The 23700-nt window shown below is 64.8% G+C and carries 25 protein-coding genes and 1 pseudogene; 13 read left to right on the top strand and 13 right to left on the bottom strand.

The window, feature by feature from the left end; translation table 11 throughout:
- Positions 1-335 precede the first annotated feature (335 nt).
- Positions 336-539 (top strand): hypothetical protein, encoded by a 204-nt coding sequence (locus XI09_RS44875; RefSeq protein WP_038966238.1) that lies wholly within the window; start codon positions 336-338, stop codon positions 537-539.
- Here the strand turns inward: XI09_RS44875 and XI09_RS44870 are convergent.
- The 4 genes and pseudogenes from XI09_RS44870 to XI09_RS44855 all read right to left on the bottom strand — a co-directional run bounded on the left by XI09_RS44870 (position 524) and on the right by XI09_RS44855 (position 4766).
- Positions 524-709, bottom strand: a complete 186-nt coding sequence (locus XI09_RS44870; protein WP_271572674.1) for a hypothetical protein — start codon at positions 707-709, stop codon at positions 524-526. The two genes, XI09_RS44875 and XI09_RS44870, sit on opposite strands and share 16 nt — an antisense overlap.
- A gap of 87 nt (positions 710-796) precedes the next feature.
- Entirely contained in the window at positions 797-2026 is a 1230-nt protein-coding gene (locus XI09_RS44865; protein ID WP_271572673.1) for a carboxylate-amine ligase, read from the bottom strand.
- Positions 2027-2046: 20 nt separating this feature from the next.
- Positions 2047-2872 (bottom strand): annotated as a pseudogene (locus XI09_RS44860) (class II glutamine amidotransferase).
- 133 nt (positions 2873-3005) lie between these two features.
- The gene (locus XI09_RS44855; RefSeq protein WP_271572672.1) at positions 3006-4766 is read right to left on the bottom strand and encodes an MOSC and FAD-binding oxidoreductase domain-containing protein; all 1761 of its coding nucleotides are present in this window, start codon (positions 4764-4766) and stop codon (positions 3006-3008) included.
- Between the two features lie 187 nt (positions 4767-4953).
- On the opposite strand from XI09_RS44855, the gene XI09_RS44850 reads away from it, so the two are divergent.
- The 5 genes from XI09_RS44850 (at position 4954) to XI09_RS44830 (ending at position 7990) form a co-directional block, all read left to right on the top strand.
- Positions 4954-5334: a nuclear transport factor 2 family protein gene (locus XI09_RS44850; protein WP_271572671.1), complete on the top strand. Its 381-nt coding sequence runs from the start codon at positions 4954-4956 to the stop codon at positions 5332-5334.
- A gap of 578 nt (positions 5335-5912) precedes the next feature.
- Positions 5913-6374 carry a tellurite resistance TerB family protein gene (locus XI09_RS44845; protein WP_271572670.1) on the top strand — a complete coding sequence of 154 codons (462 nt, stop codon included), beginning with the start codon at positions 5913-5915 and terminating at the stop codon, positions 6372-6374.
- A gap of 2 nt (positions 6375-6376) precedes the next feature.
- A complete protein-coding gene (locus tag XI09_RS44840; RefSeq protein WP_271572669.1) occupies positions 6377-6739 on the top strand; it encodes a hypothetical protein in 363 nt (120 codons plus the stop codon).
- The gene (locus XI09_RS44835) at positions 6736-7374 is read left to right on the top strand and encodes a TerC family protein (protein ID WP_271572668.1); all 639 of its coding nucleotides are present in this window, start codon (positions 6736-6738) and stop codon (positions 7372-7374) included. The genes XI09_RS44840 and XI09_RS44835 overlap by 4 nt, the downstream gene beginning before the upstream one ends.
- 34 nt (positions 7375-7408) lie before the next feature.
- Positions 7409-7990, top strand: a complete 582-nt coding sequence (locus XI09_RS44830; RefSeq protein WP_271572667.1) for a TIGR00645 family protein — start codon at positions 7409-7411, stop codon at positions 7988-7990.
- Positions 7991-8021: 31 nt separating this feature from the next.
- Here the strand turns inward: XI09_RS44830 and XI09_RS44825 are convergent, their stop codons facing one another.
- Together XI09_RS44825 and XI09_RS44820 are read right to left on the bottom strand one after the other, a co-directional pair.
- Positions 8022-8990 (bottom strand): AraC family transcriptional regulator, encoded by a 969-nt coding sequence (locus XI09_RS44825; RefSeq protein ID WP_271572666.1) that lies wholly within the window; start codon positions 8988-8990, stop codon positions 8022-8024.
- Between the two features lie 173 nt (positions 8991-9163).
- Positions 9164-10102 carry a LysR family transcriptional regulator gene (locus tag XI09_RS44820; protein ID WP_271572665.1) on the bottom strand — a complete coding sequence of 313 codons (939 nt, stop codon included), beginning with the start codon at positions 10100-10102 and terminating at the stop codon, positions 9164-9166.
- Between the two features lie 162 nt (positions 10103-10264).
- Between XI09_RS44820 and XI09_RS44815 the strand changes: the two genes are divergently transcribed.
- Both XI09_RS44815 and XI09_RS44810 read left to right on the top strand, forming a co-directional pair.
- Positions 10265-10843, top strand: coding sequence for a hypothetical protein (locus tag XI09_RS44815; RefSeq protein WP_271572664.1), 579 nt, complete (start codon positions 10265-10267; stop codon positions 10841-10843).
- Positions 10844-11005: 162 nt separating this feature from the next.
- Positions 11006-11383 (top strand): hypothetical protein, encoded by a 378-nt coding sequence (locus XI09_RS44810; RefSeq protein ID WP_271572663.1) that lies wholly within the window; start codon positions 11006-11008, stop codon positions 11381-11383.
- A 6-nt stretch (positions 11384-11389) separates the two neighbouring features.
- Here XI09_RS44810 and XI09_RS44805 read toward each other — a convergent pair whose 3' ends face one another.
- Both XI09_RS44805 and XI09_RS44800 read right to left on the bottom strand, forming a co-directional pair.
- Positions 11390-11764, bottom strand: coding sequence for a winged helix-turn-helix domain-containing protein (locus XI09_RS44805; protein WP_271572662.1), 375 nt, complete (start codon positions 11762-11764; stop codon positions 11390-11392).
- Between the two features lie 76 nt (positions 11765-11840).
- Positions 11841-12923 carry a substrate-binding domain-containing protein gene (locus tag XI09_RS44800; protein WP_271572661.1) on the bottom strand — a complete coding sequence of 361 codons (1083 nt, stop codon included), beginning with the start codon at positions 12921-12923 and terminating at the stop codon, positions 11841-11843.
- Between the two features lie 114 nt (positions 12924-13037).
- On the opposite strand from XI09_RS44800, the gene XI09_RS44795 reads away from it, so the two are divergent.
- Both XI09_RS44795 and XI09_RS44790 read left to right on the top strand, forming a co-directional pair.
- The gene (locus XI09_RS44795) at positions 13038-14522 is read left to right on the top strand and encodes an aldehyde dehydrogenase family protein (protein ID WP_271572811.1); all 1485 of its coding nucleotides are present in this window, start codon (positions 13038-13040) and stop codon (positions 14520-14522) included.
- Between the two features lie 187 nt (positions 14523-14709).
- Complete coding sequence (locus XI09_RS44790; RefSeq protein ID WP_271572660.1) at positions 14710-14973, top strand: hypothetical protein; 264 nt, start codon at positions 14710-14712, stop codon at positions 14971-14973.
- A 208-nt stretch (positions 14974-15181) separates the two neighbouring features.
- Here XI09_RS44790 and XI09_RS44785 read toward each other — a convergent pair whose 3' ends face one another.
- Positions 15182-16078, bottom strand: coding sequence for an alpha/beta hydrolase family protein (locus XI09_RS44785; RefSeq protein WP_271572659.1), 897 nt, complete (start codon positions 16076-16078; stop codon positions 15182-15184).
- A 181-nt stretch (positions 16079-16259) separates the two neighbouring features.
- Here XI09_RS44785 and XI09_RS44780 point away from each other — a divergent pair, with 181 nt between their 5' ends.
- The 3 genes from XI09_RS44780 to XI09_RS44770 all read left to right on the top strand — a co-directional run bounded on the left by XI09_RS44780 (position 16260) and on the right by XI09_RS44770 (position 19978).
- Positions 16260-17648, top strand: a complete 1389-nt coding sequence (locus XI09_RS44780) for a class II 3-deoxy-7-phosphoheptulonate synthase (protein WP_271572658.1) — start codon at positions 16260-16262, stop codon at positions 17646-17648.
- Positions 17649-17652: 4 nt separating this feature from the next.
- The gene (locus XI09_RS44775; protein WP_271572657.1) at positions 17653-18006 is read left to right on the top strand and encodes a diacylglycerol kinase; all 354 of its coding nucleotides are present in this window, start codon (positions 17653-17655) and stop codon (positions 18004-18006) included.
- Positions 18007-18220: 214 nt separating this feature from the next.
- Positions 18221-19978: an NAD+ synthase gene (locus XI09_RS44770; RefSeq protein WP_271572656.1), complete on the top strand. Its 1758-nt coding sequence runs from the start codon at positions 18221-18223 to the stop codon at positions 19976-19978.
- Between the two features lie 26 nt (positions 19979-20004).
- On the opposite strand, the gene XI09_RS44765 is transcribed toward XI09_RS44770, so the two are convergent.
- Genes XI09_RS44765 through XI09_RS44750 form a run of 4 tightly spaced genes read right to left on the bottom strand, consistent with a single transcriptional unit; the run spans position 20005 to position 23623 of the window.
- Positions 20005-20397: a cytochrome C oxidase subunit IV family protein gene (locus tag XI09_RS44765; RefSeq protein WP_271572655.1), complete on the bottom strand. Its 393-nt coding sequence runs from the start codon at positions 20395-20397 to the stop codon at positions 20005-20007.
- Positions 20398-20406: 9 nt separating this feature from the next.
- Positions 20407-21129 (bottom strand): heme-copper oxidase subunit III family protein, encoded by a 723-nt coding sequence (locus tag XI09_RS44760; protein ID WP_271572654.1) that lies wholly within the window; start codon positions 21127-21129, stop codon positions 20407-20409.
- A gap of 14 nt (positions 21130-21143) precedes the next feature.
- Positions 21144-21848 carry a cytochrome c oxidase subunit 3 gene (locus XI09_RS44755; protein WP_271572653.1) on the bottom strand — a complete coding sequence of 235 codons (705 nt, stop codon included), beginning with the start codon at positions 21846-21848 and terminating at the stop codon, positions 21144-21146.
- Positions 21845-23623 carry a cbb3-type cytochrome c oxidase subunit I gene (locus XI09_RS44750; protein ID WP_271572652.1) on the bottom strand — a complete coding sequence of 593 codons (1779 nt, stop codon included), beginning with the start codon at positions 23621-23623 and terminating at the stop codon, positions 21845-21847. Before XI09_RS44750 ends, XI09_RS44755 begins: the two co-directional genes overlap by 4 nt.
- Positions 23624-23700: the final 77 nt, after the last annotated feature.

Here is a 23700-nt window from a genome sequence, read left to right as displayed (position 1 = left end):
CTGCTTTGCGAATTTTGGGCCAGTTCGGTTGCGGAGCAGCAAACCGCCTCCGCGGCTCGGGACGGCGAGGCCGGGTAGCAGAAAATCCGGTGGTTCCGCCGAAGGTTAGACCGCAGGTTGCGCGGGACTGCCTGACCGTCCTGCCGAACCCCGCGGTCGCGCGAATGTGACGCAGATTGTCTAATTTGTCGGCAAGCCCTGACGGTTGCGTGCAGGGAATGGCTGTTCCCAAGGCGCAACCACGGAACGCATTCGGTTCGGCGGGATTAGGCGTCCTAGGTTGCCTTTTTGAACCGAGACAGCAGTTCTCGTCCGGCGCTAACCCGGGAGTTTCCATGCAAGACGGCTACGCAAGGCCGCAGGAGGCCGCCCGCTACATTGCGGAGATCTGCACCGAGCTGCGCGAGATCGCGCATACGGCCGGACTTTCATTCCTGGCTCACCTGCTCAGCATGGTGATCCTGCAAGCTGGAAGGCATTGCAGCACCGAGGGACAGGAATTCCGCAAGACGTCCGAAGCCGCTCATTCGAACGACTGAAGCGCGCTCCGCTCGGGCTTGCCGGAGGGGCTGTCCGCCCACTTCGCCATTTCCATCGTTCGTGCATCGACACCTTCGCACCAGAAGCAGCTTGATTCGGTAGCGCCCTTCTCGGACAGGATGGGCACCAGGCCGTGGCCGCAGCCGGCGCAACAGGTGATGTCGGTCATGCGTTTCTCCAAGACACGGTACAGGGCTCTGTACAAGACACGGCAAATTCCGGAATGCCGTTATCGTTCCCAAGGCTTGCGCGGAGGCTATGTCGGTGCAGAAGCGGTGCGTCCGACCGGAGCGCTCGTTCCTGATATCGTCGATGTAGCAATCCATTGTGACACGGCTGCGATGTCGTTGCCGCTTTCACGGTAGGCGCGAAGCTGGAATTCCGCCGAGCTGCCACGTTCCACGATGGTGCGGCAATGCTCGACCTCGGACGCGCAATTCAGCGCATCCGCGTCCTCGGCGATGCCGTCGATCAGGCGGGAGAGCAGCTCCGAGATGGTGACTGGCCCGTCCTTCGAGGCAAAGATGCAATCGGTGCCGTAGCGCTGGGCGCGCCATTTGTTCTCGACCGCGATCGCGCGCTCGACGACCGTGACCTCTTTCGACAGATGGGGCCGTCGATACAGACGCCGCGTCAGGCAGCGATAGAGCGAGGCAATGGCAACGGCGTCGTCGACGAAGGTGCAGGTGTCGGGCGCGCGAAGCTCGAGGGTCGGATGCTTCATGGAAGGGCGCATCGCCCACCAGATGTGACTCTCGTCAGGGATCACGCCGGAGCGCTGCAATGCGCCGACATACTCGTCGTAATCATGCCTGCTCTCGAACAGTTCTGGCAGGCCGGTGCGCGGCAGCTCGGAATACGCCGCCAGGCGGTAGCCCTTCAGGCCCGTCTTGTGCGAGTTCCAGAACGGGGAGGACGCCGACAGCGCGATGAACAGCGGCAGATGCGGCAGCATCGCCCGCATCACCGCCATGCGCTTCTCGGGATCGGGCAGCTGGACGTGCACATGCATGCCGCACATCATGTTGCGGTGGCCGATGCTGCGCAGATCCTCGATCATCTCCTCGTAGCGCGGCTTCGGGCTCGGCTGTGACATGCGCCAGACGGCGGTCGGATGCGTGCCGCAGGCCATGATCACGAAGCCGTACTGGGCGGCAACGTTCGCGACTTCGCGGCGGAGAAAGCGGAGCTCTTCGCGCGCGTCGTTGACGTCGACGTGAACGTTGGTGGCGACCTCGAGCTGGGATTGCAGCATCTCCCGCATGGCCTGGCCGCCGGTCGACCAGTTCGCCGACTCGAACAGCTCGTTGGGAGTCTGGATCGCGACCTCCAGGTTGCGCCGATCGGCGAGGAAGTATTCCTCCTCAATGCCGAATGAATATTCAGCGGCCTTGCCGCGACCGCTGGCCGAGCGAATGACGAGGTGCTGCTTGTCGTCGGAGGAATCGAGACGCAGCAATTTCAAAACGTCCGAAGTAAATGTCATCGTGCCACCCGGCGAAGGCATTACCTGCGGACAATAATCCTCCTGACGGGGGCGGGTTCCGCGTCGGACCCGCTGGAAATTGCAAGGTCGAACGGAACAATTTTCGCGCTTTCGGACGCGCGCGCGATCAGGGCGTGATTCGGCGGCACCTCCGTCCAGTCCGATTCCTTGTCGAACGGCTCGGACACGACAATGACCTGGCCGCCGGCCTCGCGGAAATAGAGCGTGTTGGCGGCATCGTTGACCGCAACGCGGAACGCATAGAGGTCCCTGCCATTGGCGATCGCGCTGGTGAAGCGCAGCCGCTCGCGAAGCTGGCCTTCGTTGACGAGACCGACGAGCGATTGCAGCACGGCTTGCGTTGCTCGAAGCGGGTCGTTGTCGAGGCCGGCGCCCATGATGGCGAGGAACACGGCTTCGGAGTCGGTCGTCCCCAATCGCGACGGATAATAGGCATCCGGAATCAGGGCCTCGACCTTGCGCCGCAGCCGGTTCCAGCTGCCGACGAATCCGTTGTGCATGAACATCCAGTGGCCGCAGACGAAGGGATGACAATTCTGCCGTCACCGCCGTGCCGGTGGCGGCGCGCACATGGGCGAAGAAGAGGTGCGAGCGCAGATGACGGCAGAGGTAGCGCAAGTTTTCATCCGACCAGGCGGGGCGCGTTTCACGGTAGAGGCCGGGCTCCGGATGCTCGCCATACCAGCCGAGCCCGAACCCGTCGCCATTCGAGCCCGCGGTGGACTGGAGCGAGCGGATGCTTTGCGCGATCAGCGAATGCTCGGGCTCGGTGACATAAGGTTCGAACGAGGTGGTCTCGCCCCGGTATGCGATCCAGCGGCACATGCAGGTTCCTGTCGGGCAGTGGATGTGTCGTGAGGTGCACCAACAAGCCTGACAGCAGGATGGTTCCCATCGCCCTACATGCGAATCAGGACGACGCCGCCGACCTCCATCTGCGGCAAATGTGCTGATGCCTTCACAGATCGATCACGACGTCGCCTCGCGGTCGCGAGCAGCAGATCAGGACATTGCCGTCCGCCGGCGGGTCGAGCGGATCCGGTCCGTAGCTGACCTCTCCGGCCACGAGCCCGCTCTCGCAGTTGTGGCAGACGCCCGTCCGGCACGACCAGCGCACGGGGACGTCGCAAGCTTCAGCGAGCTCGAGCAGGCTGGCATAGGATGGTCCCCAGCAGACATTGAGGCCGCTGCGCGCGAATGACACCATCGGGCCCGGGCCGGGGGCTCCGACCGGCACATGTGCGGGGGTCCGCGGCGATGCCGCGATGCCGGGCGTCAGCGATGGCCTGGCGCCGAACAGCTCGGTGTGGATGTAGTCCGGCGCGACGCCCGACGCAGCGAGGCCGGCCGTGAGATCGCTCATGAAAGCGGCCGGTCCGCACACATAGAAGTCGCCGTCGCGCGGCACGTCGAGCCGTTCGAGCAGGCGCTGATCCAGATGTCCGGCGCTGTCGAAATCCGCTCCCAGACGATCGGCCGGATCGGGTGCGCTGAAGCAGACGTGGCTGTGATGGTGAGCCAGCGCAGCCAACAGCCCGCGCGCCTCGGCGGCGAACGCATGTTCGCGGCCGTTGCGGGCGCCGTGCAGCCACCAGACGTCTCGCGTGGTCCCTTCCGCGGCGAGCGCGTGGAGCATGGCCAGCACCGGCGTCACGCCGATGCCGGCGCTGAGCAAGACGACGGGCCGCGCATCCTGCCGGAGCGTGAAGCTGCCACGTGGCGCACCGACCTCGACGAGGTCGCCCATGCGCAGCCCGTCGGCGACATAGAGGCTGGCCGCGCCATGCGCTTCCCGCTTGATGCTGATGCGATAGGACGCGGCATTGCAGCGGCTCGACAGCGAGTAGCTGCGCGTCATCGCTTGTGCCGCAGAAGGCCCGAGCCGCACGACGACGAATTGTCCGGGCTGGGCTGTGGCGACGGGCTCTCCGTCCGTGGGTTTGAGGATCAGCGACGTCACGTTGCCGCTTTCGGCGATCTTGCGCGAGACGCGAAACGGACGGAAGCCGCGCCACGCCGGAGGCGGGCTCGCCGCCGGGCCGAGCCCGGCGTTTCCTGCTGCGGTCTTGCTTGTGCGCTGCTGCTCGAGCAGCGCCGCGAAGGAACGATTCCAGCCGCGGCTTAGCGCCGGAATCTTCAGCGCGCGCTCCAGGCGGTCGCGCGGGTGAGGGGGCAGGTAAAGCAGCGCGTTGATCTCGAACACGCTCATGCTCTCAGGGCCGCTGGCGACCGGCGTGATCTCGTCGCCGGCCTCCACGTCGCCTTCCTCGATCACGCGGAAATAGAAGCCGGGCCGGCCGTGCCTGACGAGCAGCGCGGGCATATCAGGCTCGTCCATGCGAATGCCGAGCCGGTAGCAGGTGACGCGCGGCTGCGTCACCTCGAACAGGGCGGAGCCGATCCTGTAGCGGTCTCCGATGCACACGTTCGTGTCGGAGAGGCCTTCGACGGTGAAGTTCTCGCCGAATTGACCATGGACGAGGTTCGATCGCCCCAGATGTTCCTGCCAGTACCGATAGGACTCGTCCTGGTAGACGAAGACGGCGCGCTGTTCGCCGCCATGGCCTGCCGTATCGCCCTGGCCGTCGCCGTCGATATTGAGCCGGCGCACCCTGCGCGGGCCTTTGACGGGGGCCTTCCAGATACCGGTATGGACGGTCTTGCCTTGCCAGGCGACGTCGCGCGGCAGGCCGACATTGACGGAAAGCAGACGTGCCATGACGGTTTTTCCCGACCCAGAGTGCGCGACCCGATCCGACGGGTCGCCTGCACGCCAATCTGCATCCAAATCGAATTGTTAGCTCGCTAGCCGTTGTTAGACGTTGCGAGGGGAGCCTTGCCGCCGGAGTTCTGCATCATCAGATGAAGGCGGCAGGAGACGTTTTCATTCAGGATCGGAGACCGAGATGGATGATCGAGCCAGATTGGCGGCGCTCCAGCGCCATTGGGACGCTTCGGATGCGAACGATTTCGAGGCCGAGCACGACATCTATCGCGACGACGCCGTGCTCGACTATCCGCAGTCGGGCGAGCGCATCCATGGCCGCCGGAACATTCAGGAGAGCCGTTTCGTGCAGCCGAATAGCAAGCGCTTCACGGTCCGGCGGATCATCGGCGGCGGCGATCTCTGGGTGAGCGAGTTCGTGCTGACATATGACGGCGTGCCGTCCTACGTCGTGAGCATCATGGAATTCCGCGACGGACTGGTGGCGCACGAAACGCAATATTTCGGCGACCGGTTCGATCCGTCACCCTCGCGTGCGCATCTCGTCGAGCGGGTGGGGTAAACGGCGCGTTCCGTCATTGCGAGCGCAGCGAAGCAATCCAGAGTCTTTCCGCGGAGGGATTCTGGATTGCTTCGCTGCGCTCGCAATGACGACGTTGATGTAGTTGCGTGCCCAAACAAAGCTCTCGTGCCCCGGACGCAGCGCAGCGCTTCCCTGGCGATGCGGAGCATCGTCCAGTTCAGCGGTGCGCTGCAGAGCCGGGGCCCACGCAGCGGCGAATTCGCGGCTTCCTGGGTCCCGGCTCTGCGCCGCAACGCTGAAGGCGTTGCAGCGCGTCCGGGACACGAGATATGCAGCAAAACTGCTTAACCAAATCCGCCAACATGGAACCGATGCGGCGGCTGGTCGCAGTCTCCTCGCCTTGATTCCGACAGGCCCATCTTTATCTCTGAGCAGAACAAGAATCCGGGCCCCTCTGGCGAGGCCGCCGACGAATGTCGGCCAACCTCGTGATGTCGGATGACCTGTCCCGCGCGAATGCGATGGATCGGCCGATCGTCGGGCCTTCTCTGTTCCCTCCGACCCAATCGTCCCCATCGCAGCTCCGCGCGGCCATTTCGCAACGTTGAGGAGCATCGATGTCTGACGCCAAATACTCCAACCCGATCGAACTCGAGATTGCCGAACCGTCCAGCCTCAACGAGCAGGCTGCGGCGGCGTTGATCATCGCCGGCGCGCTTGTCGCGGTGGCGGACCGGCGCGTCTCGCCAGTCGAGCGCGATGAGGTGATCCGCTTCATCAGGGATCGCGGATTGGCGCCGCATATCGGCGACGACCGATTGTTCGCGATGTTCGACGAGCTGGCGGAACGTTTAGAGGAGCCGGACTTTGCCAATGTCGTGATCGACACGCTGCGGCCGGTCTCGAACATGCCGCTCTCGTCCCATCTGATGGAGCTGTCGGAGCGCGTTGCGGCCGCGGACGAGGACGTGCATCCCCATGAGGCGCAGGCGATCAAGCTGCTGCGGCTGCTGACGCTCGTATTGCCGCGCGCCAAGCAGGTCGGACCGGGTGCGGCAGGCACCCTCCCAAAGGAGTGAGCATGAGCGCGGCATCGGACGAGCGTACGACCGGAACCGGGGGCGCGGCCGGCCAGTTGGCCGGCGGTGATCCGCGCCTCGACAAGCTCGTCCATCGCCTGCCGCCGCGCATGGGCGACACCGTCACCTATCTGCTCAAGCCGTCCAGCCGCTGGGTGAGAATCCCCTCGGGCGCGCTGCTCGTCGTCGGCGGCGTGTTTTCCTTCCTGCCGGTGCTCGGCGTCTGGATGCTGCCGCTCGGCCTCGCGCTGCTTGCCGAGGACGTGCCGGCGCTGCGCTCCTCCCGGTCGAAGGTCTTCGACTGGATCGAACGCCGCAAGCCGCAATGGCTCGAACCGTCCGCACCGAAAAATGATCAATCATGACTGAGTTCATCACCGCCGACGCACTGTCGGCGCTGCTCCAGGTCGTCCTGATCGACCTCGTGCTCGCCGGCGACAACGCCGTCGTCATCGGCCTTGCCGCCGCCGGCCTGCCGTCCGGGCAGCGCCGACGCGCCATCGTCGTCGGCATCGTCGCCGCCACGGCCTTGCGCGTCGTCTTTGCCGGCATCGCGACCCAGCTCTTGCAGGTGATCGGCCTCCTGCTCGCCGGCGGCGTGCTGCTGCTCTGGGTGTGCTGGAAGATGTGGCGCGAATTGCGCGAGCAGGCCGCGCATCGCAGCGAGCTTGCGTTCAGCCATGGCGGCGGCGGAAGCGCGGCATCGGCGCCGCGAAAGACCTTCGGCCAGGCCGCCTTGCAGATCGTCGCCGCCGACGTCTCGATGTCGCTCGACAACGTGCTCGCGGTCGCGGGCGCGGCGCGCGAGCATCCCTACATCCTCGCCTTCGGCCTGCTGCTGTCGGTCGCGATGATGGGCGTTGCCGCCGATCTGCTCGGCCGCGTGCTCCAGAAGCAGCGCTGGATCGCCTATGTCGGCCTCGCCATCATCGTCTACGTCGCCTTCGAGATGATCTATCGCGGCTCGCTCGAGCTCGCGCCCGTCATCGCGAGTCTCTGAGGCGGCGTTTGCTGTCTGCAATCCGGAGTGATCAATGACGTCTGAACCCAAAGCAGCTTCGGCCGCGCTTCCGCCGCCGCAAATCGGCCCGTTCGCCCAGCTGATCTTTGGCTCGCGCTGGCTGCAAGTGCCGCTCTATGTCGGCCTCATCATCGCACAGGGCGTCTACGTGCTGCTGTTCCTCAAGGAGCTCTGGCACCTGGTCGCGCACTCCTTTGACGCCAGCGAGCAGCAGATCATGCTGGTCGTGCTCGGACTGATCGACGTCGTCATGATCTCGAACCTGCTGGTGATGGTGATCGTCGGCGGCTACGAGACCTTCGTCTCGCGGCTGAACCTGAGCGGCCATCCGGACGAGCCGGAATGGCTCAATCATGTCAATGCCAGCGTGCTCAAGATCAAGCTTGCGATGGCGATCATCGGCATCTCCTCGATCTCGCTGCTGCGGACCTTCATCGAGGCCGGAAATCTCGGCACCACGCGCAGCAACTTCACCGAGACCGGCGTGATGTGGCAGGTCTTGATCCACCTGACCTTCATCATCTCGGCGATCGGCATCGCCTGGGTCGATCGCCTCAGCGAGAGCGGTTACCGCAAGGAAGCGGGTCACGGCTGAGCGCGGCGCAGCGGGTTTGACCGGAGCTGCCTCAGAGGTGCGGGCTCTCGTCCGCAAAATCACGGGCCTGCGCCAGCGTCCCGGATGGCATCTCGCCGAACGTCGTCTTGTAGAGTTTCGAGAATTCGCCCATGTGCCAGAAACCGTTCGCGAGCGCCGCGGCCTTCACTGTCATTCCGTTACCTCCGGTGATGAGCTGCGCGCGGGTCGACCACAGCCGCTTCAGCCTGAGATAGTGATGCAGGCTGACGCCATGCACCGCCTGTGTCGCGCTCTGGAGCGTGCGGACGGAGACGCCGAGCGTATTTGCAAGGTCGCCACTGTAGAGCGGGATGCCGCCGGACAGCGTGGCCGCCTCGTCCAGCCGTGCGACCAGCTTGCGCTGCTTGTCGAGCGATCCGCGCCGGAGGTCCTGCGCGTCGAAGGGGGCAAGGGCGGCATCAAGGCCAGCGAGAAGCCTTTCCTGGATCGGCCGTTCGATGGCTTCGAATTGCCAGGGATCGTTGCAGCGCGAGGCCAGGCAGAACATGTCGAGAATGGCGGCGCGCACGCGCGCCATCGTGTCGACGTTGAGACGCGTGAATTCGAGCCCGGTCTCGTAGTCCGCCCAGCCGCGATGGCGCATGTCGGAGTTGAAGCGCAGCATCAAATAGGTGTTGGGGTGATGCTCGACCGCCTCGGTGGCGACCTTGCCGCGCACGACACCGATCATCGAGTTGTCGATCTCGCGCCCGTTGGCGGTGGAATGACAGGCGAGCGGGATGACGAGGCCGACGCCGTGGTCGGTGCCGACATTGGCCTGGAGGCGCCGGGCGAAGGTCCGCTGGAGCACGAACAAACCGTCCTGGAGCGGCAGGATGGCGCGGTGCAGCGAGAACTCGCGCGGCTCGAGCGGCGTGCTGATGCCGCCGCCCAGCACCTCGCTCGGACGAAAGGACCCGAAATCGCTGTAGCGCTCGATGCTCAGGACTCGCGACGGCTTGAGCCAACGTACCGGCATCTCGGGATCCCAGTGACCTCAGGCGTTCGGCGTATGCCGGCGCGTCCTCGACCTCGCGGGCGCGACATCGGCCGGAAATGTTGCCGGAGCAACCGTGCTTCAGGCAAGTCCGCAAGACCACGGGGCGCGTGATCGCCTCCACGCTGCGCCGGCTTGCCGGCGGCGCCGCGATGTCACGACGTCTGCGGATAGGCCGCGTTCTCGCGCCGCTCGCGCTCGCCGAGTTCGCGCACCAGCTCCTGGAGAAAGGACTCGGTGTAGGCGGGCAGGGTGCGCTCGGCGCGAACATAGATGCCGAGGTCGGACCAGACCGGGCTGCCGGCGTTGTCGAGCGGCAGGAAGACGAGCTGGCTGTCGCGCGACAGCCGGCCGATGCCGAGCTGGGTCTGGAAGGCGACGCCGACGCCGCGTGCGGCGAGCTCGCGCATCAGGTCGATCGAATTGGCCTGGATCGCCGGCTCCGGCGTCTCGGAGAGCTGTGCGATCAGCGGCTGGAGCAGATGATAGATCGACAGCTCCGGCAGCGCATTGATGACGGGGAAGGCGAGGCATTGCTCCAGCGTCACCGTCTTGCGGCGCGCCAGCGGATGCTCGCGCGACACCACCGCGCCGAGGCGAAACCGCTTCAAGGCGACCTGCCGCAAGTCAGGCGGATGGCGGAGCGCCATGGCGATGCCGATGTCGGCCTCGCCGCGGCTCAGGGCTTCGAGCACGTCCGACGATCCCTTCACCTCGGTGGTGAAGCTGACGCGGCGGGCGCGGCCGCGATGCGAGGCGATCAGGTCCGGCAGCACCGATTCCGTCAGCGACTCGATGCAGGCGATGCTGACGGTGCCGCGCCAGGTGCCCGACAGGGACGCGACGTCCGAGCGGAAGCGGTCGAGGTCCTGGAGCACGTTCATGACATGCCGGGCCAGCATCTCGCCGACCGTCGTCAGCGTCAGCCCGCGTGCATTGCGCTCGAACAGGGGTGATCCAACCTCTTGCTCGAGCTTGAGAATCTGGCGGCTGACCGCCGAGGAGGCGACGTTCAGGACGCGTGCCGCGGCCCGGATCGAGCCGGTGCGGCGGACGGCATGGAAGTACTGGATGGCCGGTGAGTGAAATCGCATAGGTCCCCCGGCACGGACTATAGCCGTTGCCGAAACGGCATCAACATGTACGAAATTCTCTGCTTTTCGAGAGCGCTGGTCCCCCCTAGGTTCGCCGCCGGCTCGGCCAGGTCCCAATGAGGGCCGCCGGGCCTGCGCAACGACGCGCCAGGGGATTTCGGGGTGAACGAGAACATTGCTTGCGAGCTGGAGCACGGGCCGGACACCCGTCTGGTCGATCGCCGCCGGGCGGCCGCCTATGTCGGCGTGACCGCTGGCCGTTTCGAGCAATTGGTGCGCGACAACGTCGTGCCGCCGCCGGTCATGGTGGACAACAAGCGGCGCTGGCCGATCGCATTGCTCGACGTCGCCAAGGACGCGGTGGTCGGCAGCATACCGTGCCTTCCTGAGGTCATGGCCGATGTCGCGACGGAGGCGCGCCCCTGCGAGCGCGACCCGGCGCCGGCCTCGCACGAACTGCCCGACCAGGCGTGGTTCGAGCAGCGTGCACGGTTCGTGCAGCGCGTCCGCCGCTCACTGCTCTCGGGCAACGAGATCCGTCTCCTGCGCGAGTTCAAGCTGCTCAAGCAGAACCAGATCAGCATGTTCGGCTACTACGGCAGTTTCGAAGCGCTGATGGTGCGCGGCTACATCGTCGAGATCGACCGCAAGCCGCCGTCGAGCCGTCCGCTGGTGACCTATCGCCTGACCGATCGCGGCGAGCAGGTGGTGTCGGCGCTGAAGGACGAGCCGGCGATCTGAGCGGCCGCGTCGCGCTGCCGGGACCGCGCCGACGTCCGAAGTCTATGCCGTTTGAAGCCCTTTGCGGCGGTTCGAGTTGTTCCAAAAGAAGCGGCTGGACCTGATCGCACATATCGCTATATCTTTCAGGATATAGCGGACTGCCGCGTTCCGGAGCTCTCGATGGAAATCAAAGTCAGATCGCTCACGACCTGCGAGGTTGCGGCCGATGGCGGTGCGATCTCGCTGGGCTTCGAGGACGTGACGGGCAATCCCGCCGCCGTCAGCGTCTCGCTCAACCAGGTCGGCGCCCTGATCATGACGCTTCCGGGATTGCTCGAGGCGGCACTGAAGGCCCGCTACGGCGACCAGAACCTGCGCTATGCCTATCCGCTGGCATCCTGGGTGCTGGAACAATCGACCGACACGACCCAGCGCATCATCACGCTTCAGACCGAGGACGGTTTCAAGGTCCGCTTCTCGATCCCGAAGGCCGAGCAGAGCCTGCTCGGCGAGGCCCTGACGCAGCCGATGCCGGAAATGTCCGGACGGCCGAACTAGCCGCGCTCAGGACTTGCGGGATCGGGCGATATCGCTCCTGAGCGCTTCCAGTTCCTTGTGCGCCGCGCGCGCGGCGTCGCGCTCGATCTTGCGGTAGCGGGCAACAAGTTTCTCACCGAACGGCGTGAGCATCGCGCCGCCGCCGTTCTTGCCGCCGGCCTGCGGCTCGACCACGGCATGTCTGCAGATGCGATTGATTTCGTCGACGAGATCCCAGGCGCGCTTGTACGACATGTCCATCGCGCGGCCGGCCGCCGAGATCGAGCCTTGCTCGCGGATCTGCTCCAGAAGCTCGATCTTGCCGGGTCCGATGCGGTCCTCGCTGTCGAGGTCGATGCGAAGGCTGAGCTGGGGAAGCGGTTTGGCGCTCGCGCGCGACATGTTCGGATCTCGAGGGACAATGGTGGCAGATTGCCACTCTTGCCTGCTGCGGACAAGGTGAGGGCGCCGTATCGCATCAGCGCACGGCGTGCATCTCCAGAAACGCCTTCACGCCGGTGACTGCGCCGGTGTCGGATGGGACGTAACCGGGCAGGCTGGCGACGGCGGCACGAAAATCGGCGCTGCGCATGATGTCGAGGATGCGCTGCATCGGCTCGGTGTCGAGGAAGGCGCGCTTGCAGACGAAGAAATAATCCTCGGTCACGATGCGAATGAAATCGAGGCCGAAATGCCGGGCGGCCGCCTCGACGCCGAAGCTCGCATCCGCCATGCCGCTCGCGACATAGGCGGCGACCGCGGCGTGGGTGAACTCGATCTGCTGCGCGCCGTTGATGCGGCTTTCGTCGATGCGGTGTGCGGCGAGCAACTGGTCGAACAGAAGGCGCGTGCCGGAATCATGGTCGCGGTTGACGAAGCGGATTTTTGGCCTGGTCAGGTCCTCGATCGTTTCGATGCCAAGCGGATTGCCGCGCGCGACCATCAGCCCCATCTCGCGCGTGACGAAGCTGATGATGCGGTCCTCGCGCGGATCGAGCCATTCGCGGGCGGCCTTGATGCCTTGCGCCCGCAGCGCGCCGTGCGGCAGATGCAGGCCGGAGAGATCGCAGGCGCCCTGCGCCAGCGAGACCAGCGAATGCTGGTTGCTGACATAGCGCAGGTCGACGCCGATGCCGGGCTCGCGGTCGAGGAATTCGCGCAGCTTTGCGACTGCAAAGCCGTGGCTGGCATGGACCCTGATGACGGAGGGGCGCTGTTCGAGGAACGGCTTGATCTCGCTTGCTAGCTCTTGCGCGAGGTTTTCGAGCTGTGGTCCCAGCCGGGCCTGCATGCGTTCGCCCGCCCATACCAGCCGCTCGCCGAATGGCGTGAGCCTGGAGCCCTTGCCGCGCTGGGTTTCGACCAGCGGCGTGCCGAAGAACTCCGACCATTGCTCGATCAGATTCCAGACGTGCCGGTAGGAGAGGTGCGCGTCGGCGGCTGCGCTCGTGATCTTCCCGGTCTTCCGGATTTCGTTGAGTACGCCGAGCATGACCACCGCCGTGCGCGGACTGCCCTCCTGGCGAAACCGCCAAACTGCCTCGATCTCGATCTGGAGCATGCGACAACCTTATGAAGTCGAGTTCATATATTGGGTGCGTCATAGGCACACCATATCATATTTACTACGGCAAATTCCGTCCTAATCTGGCATGCCAGAACAGGAGGAAATATGATGTCAGTTGCATATGACTTTGCGCATTCGCCGGCGACCGAGTTCATGGCCCGGCCGCAGCATCTGCTCATCGACGGCCGCCGCGTCCCCGCAAGCTCCGGCCGCAGCTTCAAATCCCTCAATCCCGCCACCGGGCAGGTCATCGCCACCGTCGCGGAAGGCGGCGGGGCCGATGTCGAGCATGCGGTGGCGGCCGCGCGCCGGGCGTTCGAGGGCCCGTGGCGCACGATGCGCGCCTCCGAGCGCGGCCAGATCCTGCTGCGCTGGGCCGATCTGCTCAAGGCAAACGCCGAAGAAATCATCGAGCTCGAGTCGATCGATGCCGGCAAGCCGATCTCCGCGACGCTGCGCCAGGACTTCCCGGCCGCCGTCGACACGCTGATCTACTACGCCGGGTGGGCCGACAAGATCAGCGGCGATGTCGTGCCCGTGCGTGACGATGCCCTGACCTACACCGTGCGCGAGCCGGTCGGCGTGGTCGCGGCGATCGTGCCGTGGAATTTCCCGCTGATGATCGGGATGTGGAAGCTGGCGCCGGCGCTGGCCTGCGGCTGCACGATCGTGATGAAGCCGGCCGAGCTGACCTCGCTGTCGGCGCTGCGCATCGCCGAGCTCGCGCTTCAGGCCGGCCTGCCGGCGGGCGTCTTCAACGTCGTCACGGGCCCCGGCCGCGTCGTCGGCGACGCGCTGGTCAATCACCCTGACGTCGACAAGGTCACCTTCACCGGCTCGCCGGGCGTGGGGCGTGGAATCATGAAAGGCGCGGCCGGCAACTTCAAGCGCGTCTCGCTCGAGCTCGGCGGCAAGTCGGCCAATGTCATCTTCGACGATGCCGATCTCGAAGCAGCCTCGAAAGCCGCGGCCTCCGGCATCTTCTTCAACGCCGGCCAGGTGTGCTCGGCCGGCTCCCGCGTGCTGGTGCAGGAGAGGGCCTATGACGAAGTCGTCGAGCGTCTTGCTGCACGCGCCAAGTCGCTGAAGATGGGCGATCCGCTCGACCGCAAGACCGCGCTCGGTCCAGTCATCTCCGAGAAGCAGATGAAGTCGATCCTCGACTATGTCGACATCGGCCGGCAGGAGGGGGCGAGCCTCGTCACCGGCGGGACGCGGGTCGGCGAGCGCGGCTACTTCATCAGCCCTGCGGTGTTCGCGAATGTCGAACACGAGATGCGGATCTCGCAGGAGGAAATCTTCGGCCCCGTCGTCAGCGTCATCAAGTTCAGAGATGAGGCCGATGCCTTGCGGATCGCCAACGGCACCGCCTACAGCCTCGCCGCCGGCGTCTGGAGCCGCGACATCGGCAAGCTCCAGCGTTTTGCCAAGCGGGCCCGCGCCGGCACGGTCTGGATGAACACCTATGGCTACACCGACGTGCGCCTGCCCTGGGGCGGCGAACGCGACTCCGGCCTCGGCCGCGAGCACGGCACCGCGGCGCTCGACAATTTCACCGAGCCGAAGGCGGTGTGGATGAACCTGGCCGTCTGATACCTCCCGAGCGGCCAAGCCTGGAGCCCGCCCGATCGTCCGGTCAGGCGGGCTCTCTTTTCGAGATCGATAAAATTGTCTGCATTCCGCTTAACGGCGGCAAACCCTGCGAACAAGAAGCACGGCGCCTTAAACCAGAGCTTTGGAACCGATGCGCATCCTGCCCGCAAAAGGGCAGGGCATCAGCATGTCAATTCTCAAGGAGATCGTCGCTGCGGTCGCGGGAGTCTACGCACTCCTGTTCGTCTGCGACGCATTGTTCGGGGTCGGCGAGGCGCGCTTCGACGACGCCTATTACAGCGCCAGCTTCTACGCGCCGCGGCCAAAGGAATTCCGCTTCGCCGGCGATACGCCGCCGGCGGTGCGCGTCAGCGATGCCTTCGCGCAGTTCGCGCCGGGCGAAGCCAAGCCGAACAGGCGCTACTCGTCGCTGACGACGATCATTCGCTAATTCGAACGGCTCACGCCGCCCCGCGCCGACGGTAGTCGTCAGGCACATCAATACGTCGTCCCGGCGAAGGCCGGGACCCATAACCACACGAAGCAGTTTGGCGAAGGCTCGTCGTCCGGTACTTCTGCCTCACACAATCGACAGATTCCGCGGTATGGGTCCGACCTTCGCCGGGACGACATCGAGGTTGTGGCGACCGTCGTCCTTCTCACTCGCCCTGGATCCATTCCGCCACGCCGCGCCACAGCGTGTCGCGGTGCTCGGGGCGGAAGAAGCCGAAATGGCCGATCGCCTTGGCGCCGACGTCGGACGGCTTCACCGTCAGCACCTCCGGCTTGATCGCCGTGAACCCGCCAGCGAGCAGCTCGACCGCGGGGCGCGTCGCCCAGGGATCGTCGGAGAAGCACAGCGCGCGCAGCTCGCCCTTGAATTTTGCAAAGTTCTCCAGCGCGGGCAGTTTTGAATCGAAGAGATAGCGCGGGCTCGAGACCCAGTCGGCCCATTGCAGGAACACGCCCTTGGGCAAATCCTCGCCAATGCCGGTCCAGCCCGGCGCGTAGCCGAGCGCGTGGGCGAGCGGCACGCCAATGAGGTTCATGAAGGCGAGGACGCGATATTTCTCCGGCGAGGTCATCAGCCGCCAGGTCGCCGCCTGCGAGGCGACGAACGCGGCGCGCGAGATGTCGGTGTTGTTCGCGATCAGCCCGAGCGCCTGGCCGCCGAAGGAGTGGCCGATATAGCCGAGCGGCAGGGTGTTGTAGCGCTCGCGCATCCAGCTCACCGCGGCGGTGACGTCGAGCGCGGCCCAGTCCGACATCGAGGCCTTGAAGCCGACCAGCGATTTCGGCCGGTTGTAGCCGACCATCGCCGGCAGCCGGGAGTCGCCGATGCCGCGGTAGTCGTAGGTCAGCACCGCGCAGCCGCGATGGGCGAGATAGGAGGCAAAGCCGCGATAGATCTTTCGCGGAACAGCGGTGGCCGAGTTGATCAGGACGGCATGGCGCTTGGTGGCGCGCGGCAGGAACAGGGTGCCGCTCAGCGCATACCCGTCGGTCGCCGGGAAGCTGATCTCGTCGATGAAAACGTCGTCGCGCGCCGCGTCCATGGGCAGCCGGTGTCCTGCCAGTTTCCTTGCCGCTCCCAAGCAAATGCGAATTTGGCTTTCCCTGCAAGGGTTTGCAGTGCGAAATGGATTTACAACTGGCGGTCCTTTGCCAGCCTGTGTATAAGGCGGCCCTCGCAACCCACAGATCAGGTTGTGCTTTTTGCTTCACGGAGAGATTGCGATGTCCGAGCGGTGGACGCCCGAGTCCTGGCGCAGCAAGCCGGTGCTACAGGTGCCCGATTATCCCGACGCCAAGGCTTTGGCCGACGTCGAGGCGCAGCTTGCGACCTTTCCGCCGCTGGTGTTCGCGGGCGAGGCGCGCAATCTGAAGAAGGCCTTGGCGCGCGTTGCGGCGGGCGAAGGCTTCCTGCTCCAGGGCGGCGACTGCGCCGAGAGCTTTGCCGAGCACGGCGCCAACAACATCCGCGACTTCTTCCGCGTGCTGCTCCAGATGGCGGTGGTGCTGACCTATGCCGGCGCCGTGCCGGTGGTGAAGGTCGGCCGCATCGCCGGCCAGTTCGCCAAGCCGCGCTCCTCGCCGACCGAAAAGATCAACGGCGTCGAGCTGCCGAGCTATCGCGGCGACATTGTCAACGACATCGCCTTCACCAAGGAAGCGCGCGTGCCGGATCCGCAGCGCCAGCTGATGGCCTATCGGCAGTCGGCTGCGACGCTGAACCTGCTGCGCGCGTTTGCGACCGGCGGCTTCGCCAATCTCGGCAGCGTGCATCAATGGATGCTCGGCTTCCTCAAGGACTCGCCGCAGTCCCGCCGCTACAAGGAGCTGGCCGACCGCATCTCGGATGCGCTCAACTTCATGCGCGCCTGCGGCCTTGATCTCGAGAGCCATCCGGAGCTGCGCGCCACCGACTTCTACACCAGCCACGAAGCGCTGCTGCTCGGCTACGAGCAGGCCATGACCCGCGTCGATTCCACCACCGGCGACTGGTACGCGACCTCAGGCCACATGATCTGGATCGGCGACCGCACCCGCCAGCTCGATCACGGCCATGTCGAATATTTCCGCGGCATCAAGAACCCGATCGGGTTGAAGTGCGGCCCGTCGCTGAAGCCCGACGAGTTGTTGAAGCTGATCGACGTGCTCAACCCCGACAACGAGCCGGGCCGGCTGACGCTGATCGGCCGCTTCGGCTCCGACAAGGTCGGCGAGCACCTGCCGAACATGATCCGCGCCGTGAAGCGCGAGGGCAGGGTGGTGGTCTGGTCGTGCGATCCCATGCACGGCAACACCATCACCTCGACGTCGGGCTACAAGACGCGGCCGTTCGACCGCATCCTGTCCGAGGTGAAGTCGTTCTTCGCGATCCATGGCGCCGAAGGCACCCATGCCGGCGGCGTGCATCTGGAGATGACCGGCCAGGACGTCACCGAATGCCTCGGCGGCGCCCGCGCGATCACGGACGAGGATCTCAACGACCGCTATCACACGGTCTGCGATCCCCGCCTCAACGCCGAGCAATCCATCGACATGGCTTTCCTGGTCGCCGAGCTGCTCAAGCAGGAGCGCGTCGGCAAGGCCAAGCCGATGCCGGTCGCCGCGGGGCTCTAAGACCTTGCTGCGGATCTGGAAGGCCACGATCAACTCCCGTAACGGTCTGGCCTTTGCACTTCGATCAGAGCAGGCCGTCCGCGAGGAGATCTTTGCGCTCCTGCTGTCGCTGCCGCTGGCCTGGTTCATCGGCGCGACCGCGGTGCGCGCGGTCGAGCTGGTCTGTGCTGTCGCGTTCGTGCTGGTGGTCGAGCTCCTCAACACCGCGGTGGAAAAGCTCGCCGACCGCCTCACGCTCGATCACGACAAGCAGATCGGGCAGGTCAAGGACATGGGCTCGGCGGCCGTCGGCGTCGCGCTGCTGATGGCCGGTGCGTTCTGGATCTTTGCCATCGTCGAGCGGTTGGGTTTCGTCTAGCTCGCGGAGAATGTTCATTGAGCACGGGTGTCCGAGGCTCCTTCACCTCTCCCCAACGGGGAGAGGTCGATTTGCGTCTCGCGATGCGCAGCATCGTCGAGCGCAAATCGGGTGAGGGGGCTCAGGTCCCACGAGAGATCGTAACCCCTCACCCGAATTGCATCTCCGATGCAATTCGACCTCTCCCTTCGGGAGAGGTGACAGCGAGCGCCTCATGACCGAACGTCTCAACGCATTTGCGGTCACGCTGGCCCAGCTCAACCCGACCATGGGCGACATCGAGGGCAATGCCGCCAAAGCGCGGGCGGCGCGCGTGCGGGCAGCCGCCGATGGCGCCGATCTCGTGCTGTTTCCGGAATTGTTCATCGCCGGCTATCCGCCGGAGGACCTGGTGCAGAAGCCGGCCTTCCAGGCCGCCTGCCGGGCTGCGATCGAAAGCCTCGCGCGTGAGACCGCCGACGGCGGGCCGGCGATGCTTGTCGGCACGCCCTGGGTCGAGGACGGCAGGCTCTACAATGTCTGCGCGCTGCTCGATGGCGGCTGTGTCGCTGGCTTGCGCTTCAAGTGCAATCTGCCGAATTACGGCGTTTTCGACGAGAAGCGGCTGTTTGCGCGCGGGCCCGCCGCGGGGCCGATGACCGTGCGCGGCGTGCGCATCGGCGTGCCGATCTGCGAGGACATCTGGCTGGAGGAGTCCGAGGATTACGAGAACGTGGTCGAGACGCTGGCCGAGACCGGCGCCGAGATCATCCTGGTGCCGAACGGCTCGCCCTATGCCCGCGACAAGAACGACGTGCGCCTGTCGGTCGCGGTCGCGCGCGTCACCGAGAGCGGCCTGCCGTTGGTCTATCTCAACCAGGTCTGCGGCCAGGACGAGCTGGTGTTCGACGGCGCCTCGTTCGCGCTCAACGGCGATCTCTCGCTCGCGGCCCAATTGCCGGCGTTCGAGGAAAGCGTCACCACGTTGCGCTTCACTCGTAACGGCGACGATTGGCGCTGCTCCGGGCCGATCGCCGCGCAGCCGGAAGGCGACCACGCCGACTACGCGGCCTGCGTGCTGGGCCTTCGCGACTACGTCGCCAAGAACGGCTTTCCCGGCGTGCTGCTCGGCATCTCCGGCGGCGTCGATTCCGCGCTGTGTGCGGCGATCGCGGTCGATGCGCTCGGCGCCGACCAGGTGCATGGCGTGATGCTGCCCTATCGCTACACTGCGGCAAGCTCGATCGCGGACGCCGGCGAGCTCGCGGGCCATCTCGGCATCCGCTACGAGGTCCTGCCGATCGCGGAAGCCGTGACCGGCTTCGAGACCATCCTCTCAGGCGTCTTCAAGAACCTGCCGCCAGATATCACCGAGGAAAACCTTCAGGCCCGCACCCGCGGCACGTTGCTGATGGCGATCTCCAACAAGACCGGGCTGATGGTGGTGACAACAGGCAACAAGTCGGAAATGTCGGTCGGCTACGCCACGCTCTATGGCGACATGAACGGCGGCTTCAACCCGATCAAGGACATCTACAAGACGCAGGTGTTCCGGTTGGCGGCGCTGCGTAACATCTGGAAGCCTGAAGGCGCGCTCGGGCCCGCGGGTGAGGTCATTCCGCCTGATATCATCACGCGTCCCCCGACGGCGGAGCTGCGCGAGAACCAGACCGACCAGGATTCATTGCCGCCTTACGAGGTGCTCGATGCCATCCTCGAACGCCTGGTCGAACGCGAGGAGCCGCTCGACCGGATCATCGCTGCCGGCTTCGACCGCGAGACGGTCACCCGCATCGACCATCTGCTCAACGTCGCCGAATACAAGCGCCGCCAGGCCGCGCCCGGCGTGAAGGTGACGGCCAGGAATTTCGGCCGCGACCGCCGCTATCCCATCACCAACCGCTTTCGCGACAGGGGCGAGCCGCTGGCGGCCCCGGACGAGACGCTGGTCTCGCGCGGGAGCAAGGCGTCGATCGACGCGTTCGAGGGGTGAGCTCCAGTCTTGAGCGACAGCGGGCCCTATGACGGGGTTGCGAAGAACAGCACCCGAAGCAAGTGCGTATATTCGGATTCGAGCACCATGATCGACACAAATACCAATACCGCGATCGGCGGCAGCAGGATGGCATAGGCCAAGGCCAGTCGCTCCCAGGCCATGTGCATGAAGACGGCGACGATCAGGCCGGCCTTCAACACCATGAACAGCAGGATCAGCGACCACCTCAGATAGCCATGTAGGCCAAAGTAGTCGACGAGGTAGGAGCACGTGCTGAGGACGAACAACCAGCCCCAGACCGCGAGGTAGAGCTTGATCGGGTGCTGTTGACCCTTGGCGTGAACGGCTCCTGTAACGACTGCGCCAGACGCAGGAGCGTGGAGCGTTCCTTCCATGTGTACCGCCGCGTTTGTCATGCGCCGACCTCACCAAAGGTAGAAGAATGCAAAGATGAACACCCACACGAGATCGACGAAGTGCCAGTACAGGCCCATGATTTCGACGATCTCGTAATACCCCTTCCGGCTCGTGAAAAAGCCACGCCTTTCGACGTCGAAGTCTCCCCGCCAGACCTTTCGCGCGATCGCGATCAGGAAAATCACGCCGATCGTCACGTGGGTGCCGTGGAAACCCGTGATCATGAAAAAGCTTGAGCCAAACTGCGCCGCGCCCCATGGATTGCCCCAGGGGCGAACGCCCTCCATGATCAACTTGGTCCATTCGAACGCCTGCATTCCGACGAATGTTGCACCAAATGCCGCCGTGACCAGCATCAGGATTGCGGTTCTCACGCGATCGCGGCGGTAGCCGAAATTGACCGCCATCGCCATTGTTCCGCTGCTGCTGATCAGGACGAAGGTCATGATGGCGATCAGGATCAGGGGGATGTGCTTGCCCCCGATATTGAGGGCGAAGACTTCGCTGGGATTCGGCCAGGGCACGGTCGTCGACATGCGCGCCGTCATGTAGGAGAGCAGGAAGCAACTGAAGATGAAGGTGTCGCTGAGGAGGAAGATCCACATCATGGCCTTGCCCCAGGACACGTTCTTGAAGGCGCGCTGATCGGACGCCCAGTCGGCGGCGATGCCACGCCAGCCCTCAAGCCGCGCAGTCGATTGGCCCGAATTTGTCAGCACGGTCTCAGCCATCTGGTCTCGCCTCCCTAGCTCAGCAATTGGCGGCAGATGTTGACGAAATCATCGGTCCAGCCCGTGAGAAGACCGAGCAGGACAAGCCAGACCAGCAGCAGGAAGTGCCAGTAGATGGCGCACAGTTCCACGCTCAATCGCATCTCGGCGATCTCGGCGCCACGCCACATCTTGGCTGAGGTTCGGCCCAAGGCCACCAGACCACCCGTCAGATGCAGCCCGTGCACCGCGGTCAGCAGGTAGAAGAAGGAATTCGCCGGATTCGACGCCACGAAATATCCGGCAGCCCCGAGCCGTTGCCAGGCCAGGAGCTGTCCGGCGAGGAAGATCACGGCAGATGCTCCGCCAGCGAGCAGACCGATCATGACGTTCTCGGTATCGTGTCGCCCAGCAGCCACATACGACCATTGCAGCGCGACACTGCTCAGGACCAGCACGCCCGTGTTGACCCACAGCAGCCGCGGTACTGGCGGCGGCCGCCAGTCCACCACGCTCATGCGCATCGAATAGGCGCTGATGAACAGGACGAATAATGCGCTCGCGACGGCGAGAAACACGCCAAGTCCGACCTTCGCTGCCGGCCAGGTCATGCTATCGCCGCCGGGGAAGTCACCGACCGCGCCTTCCTCCAGCCAGGGCTTGGCCGTCAGCCGCTGCTGCGACAGCCACCATCCGGCGATCACCGCAAGCACAGCCAGGAACAGGATGATGGCGCTCACGAAGCAGCTCCCTGAACGAGCTGCGTCGCGCGTGGTGGGTGGTTCTGCGGAATGAAGTCCTCCGCGGCGCCAGGCACACTGTAGTCATAGGCCCAGCGGTACACGACCGGGAGCTCCTTGCCCCAGTTGCCGTGCCCTGGGGGCGTCTCCGGTGTCTGCCACTCCAGCGTCGTCGCCCGCCACGGATTGCCGCCTGAGGCCTCACCTTTGAACAAGCTCCAGGCAAGATTGAACAGGAACACCATCTGGCTGAAGCCGACGGTCAAGGCCACCACGGAGATGAAGGCGTTCAGTGAATGGGCCGAGGGCGGGATGAACGCCGCATCCCCGAGTTCGAAATACCGGCGCGGAACCCCCAGCAGTCCAAGATAGTGCATGGGGAAGAAGATCAGGTAGGCGCCGAGGAAGGTGACCCAGAAGTGAAACTTGCCCAGGACCTCGTTCAGCATCCGCCCCGTGACCTTGGGGTACCAATGATAGATCGCGCCGAGCACGACCATGATCGGCGCCACGCCCATCACCATGTGGAAATGCGCGACCACGAACATGGTATCCGAGAGGGGCACGTCGACGACGACGTTGCCGAGGAAGAGGCCGGTGAGCCCGCCGTTCACGAAGGTGATGATGAAGCCGAGGGCGAACAGCATCGGCACCGTGAGATGAATGTCGCCGCGCCACAAGGTCAGCACCCAGTTATAGACCTTGATCGCGGTGGGGATTGCGATGATGAGCGTCGTGGTGGCGAAGAAGTACCCGAATTGCGGGAACATGCCGCTCACATACATGTGGTGCGCCCATACGATGAAGCTGAGCGCGCCGATGGCCACGATCGCCCAGACCATCATGCGGTAGCCAAAGATGTTCTTGCGCGCATGCGTGCTGATCAGATCGGAGACGATGCCGAAGGCGGGCAGGGCGACGATGTAGACCTCGGGGTGGCCAAAGAACCAGAACAGGTGCTGGAAGAGCAGCGGGCTGCCGCCGCCATATTTCGACAGCTGTCCCATCTCTATGAGGGAGGGCATGAAGAAGCTGGTTCCCAGCAGACGGTCGAGCAGCAGCATGACCGAGGCAACGAAGAGTGCAGGGAATGCCAGCAACGCCATGACGGTCGCCGTGAAAATGCCCCACACCGTCAGGGGCAGGCGCATCAACGTCATGCCGCGGGTGCGCGCCTGGAGCACCGTGACCACGTAATTCAGCCCGCCCATGGTGAAGCCGATGATGAACAGGATCAGGGACGACATCATGAGAATGATGCCCCAATCCTGCCCGGGCGTTCCGGAGAGGATGGCTTGCGGCGGGTATAGCGTCCAGCCGGCGCCGGTGGGGCCGCCAGGCACGAAGAATGTCGAGGCCAGCACCAGGACTGCGAGCAGGTAGATCCAGTAGCTCAGCATGTTCACATAGGGGAAGACCATGTCCCGGGCGCCGACCATCAGCGGGATCAGGTAGTTGCCGAAGCCGCCCAGGAACAATGCGGTGAGCAGATAGATCACCATGATCATGCCGTGCATGGTGATGAACTGGAGGTACTGGTTGGCATCGATGAAAGAGAAGGTGCCGGGGAATCCCAGTTGCAGCCGCATCAGCCACGACAGCACCAGGGCCACCAGCCCGATGGCCGAGGCCGTCAGCGAATACTGAATGGCGATCACCTTGGCGTCCTGGGAGAAGACATACCGTGTCCACCAGCTCCTTGGATGATAGAGCTCGACCTCGGGTACTTCGGCAGGCGGGATGCCTGCGACCCCTTCATATGGAATATCGACCATAGAAACCTCCTCGGTCGCTTCCGTCGGGGGTGAGGCGTTGGCCTCATGCACCCGATCTATCTTGGCAGCGGCAGCTT

This window comes from Bradyrhizobium sp. CCBAU 11386, from assembly GCF_028128955.1.
Lineage (GTDB): Bacteria > Pseudomonadota > Alphaproteobacteria > Rhizobiales > Xanthobacteraceae > Bradyrhizobium.
This window is presented reverse-complemented; position numbering and strand designations above follow the sequence as displayed.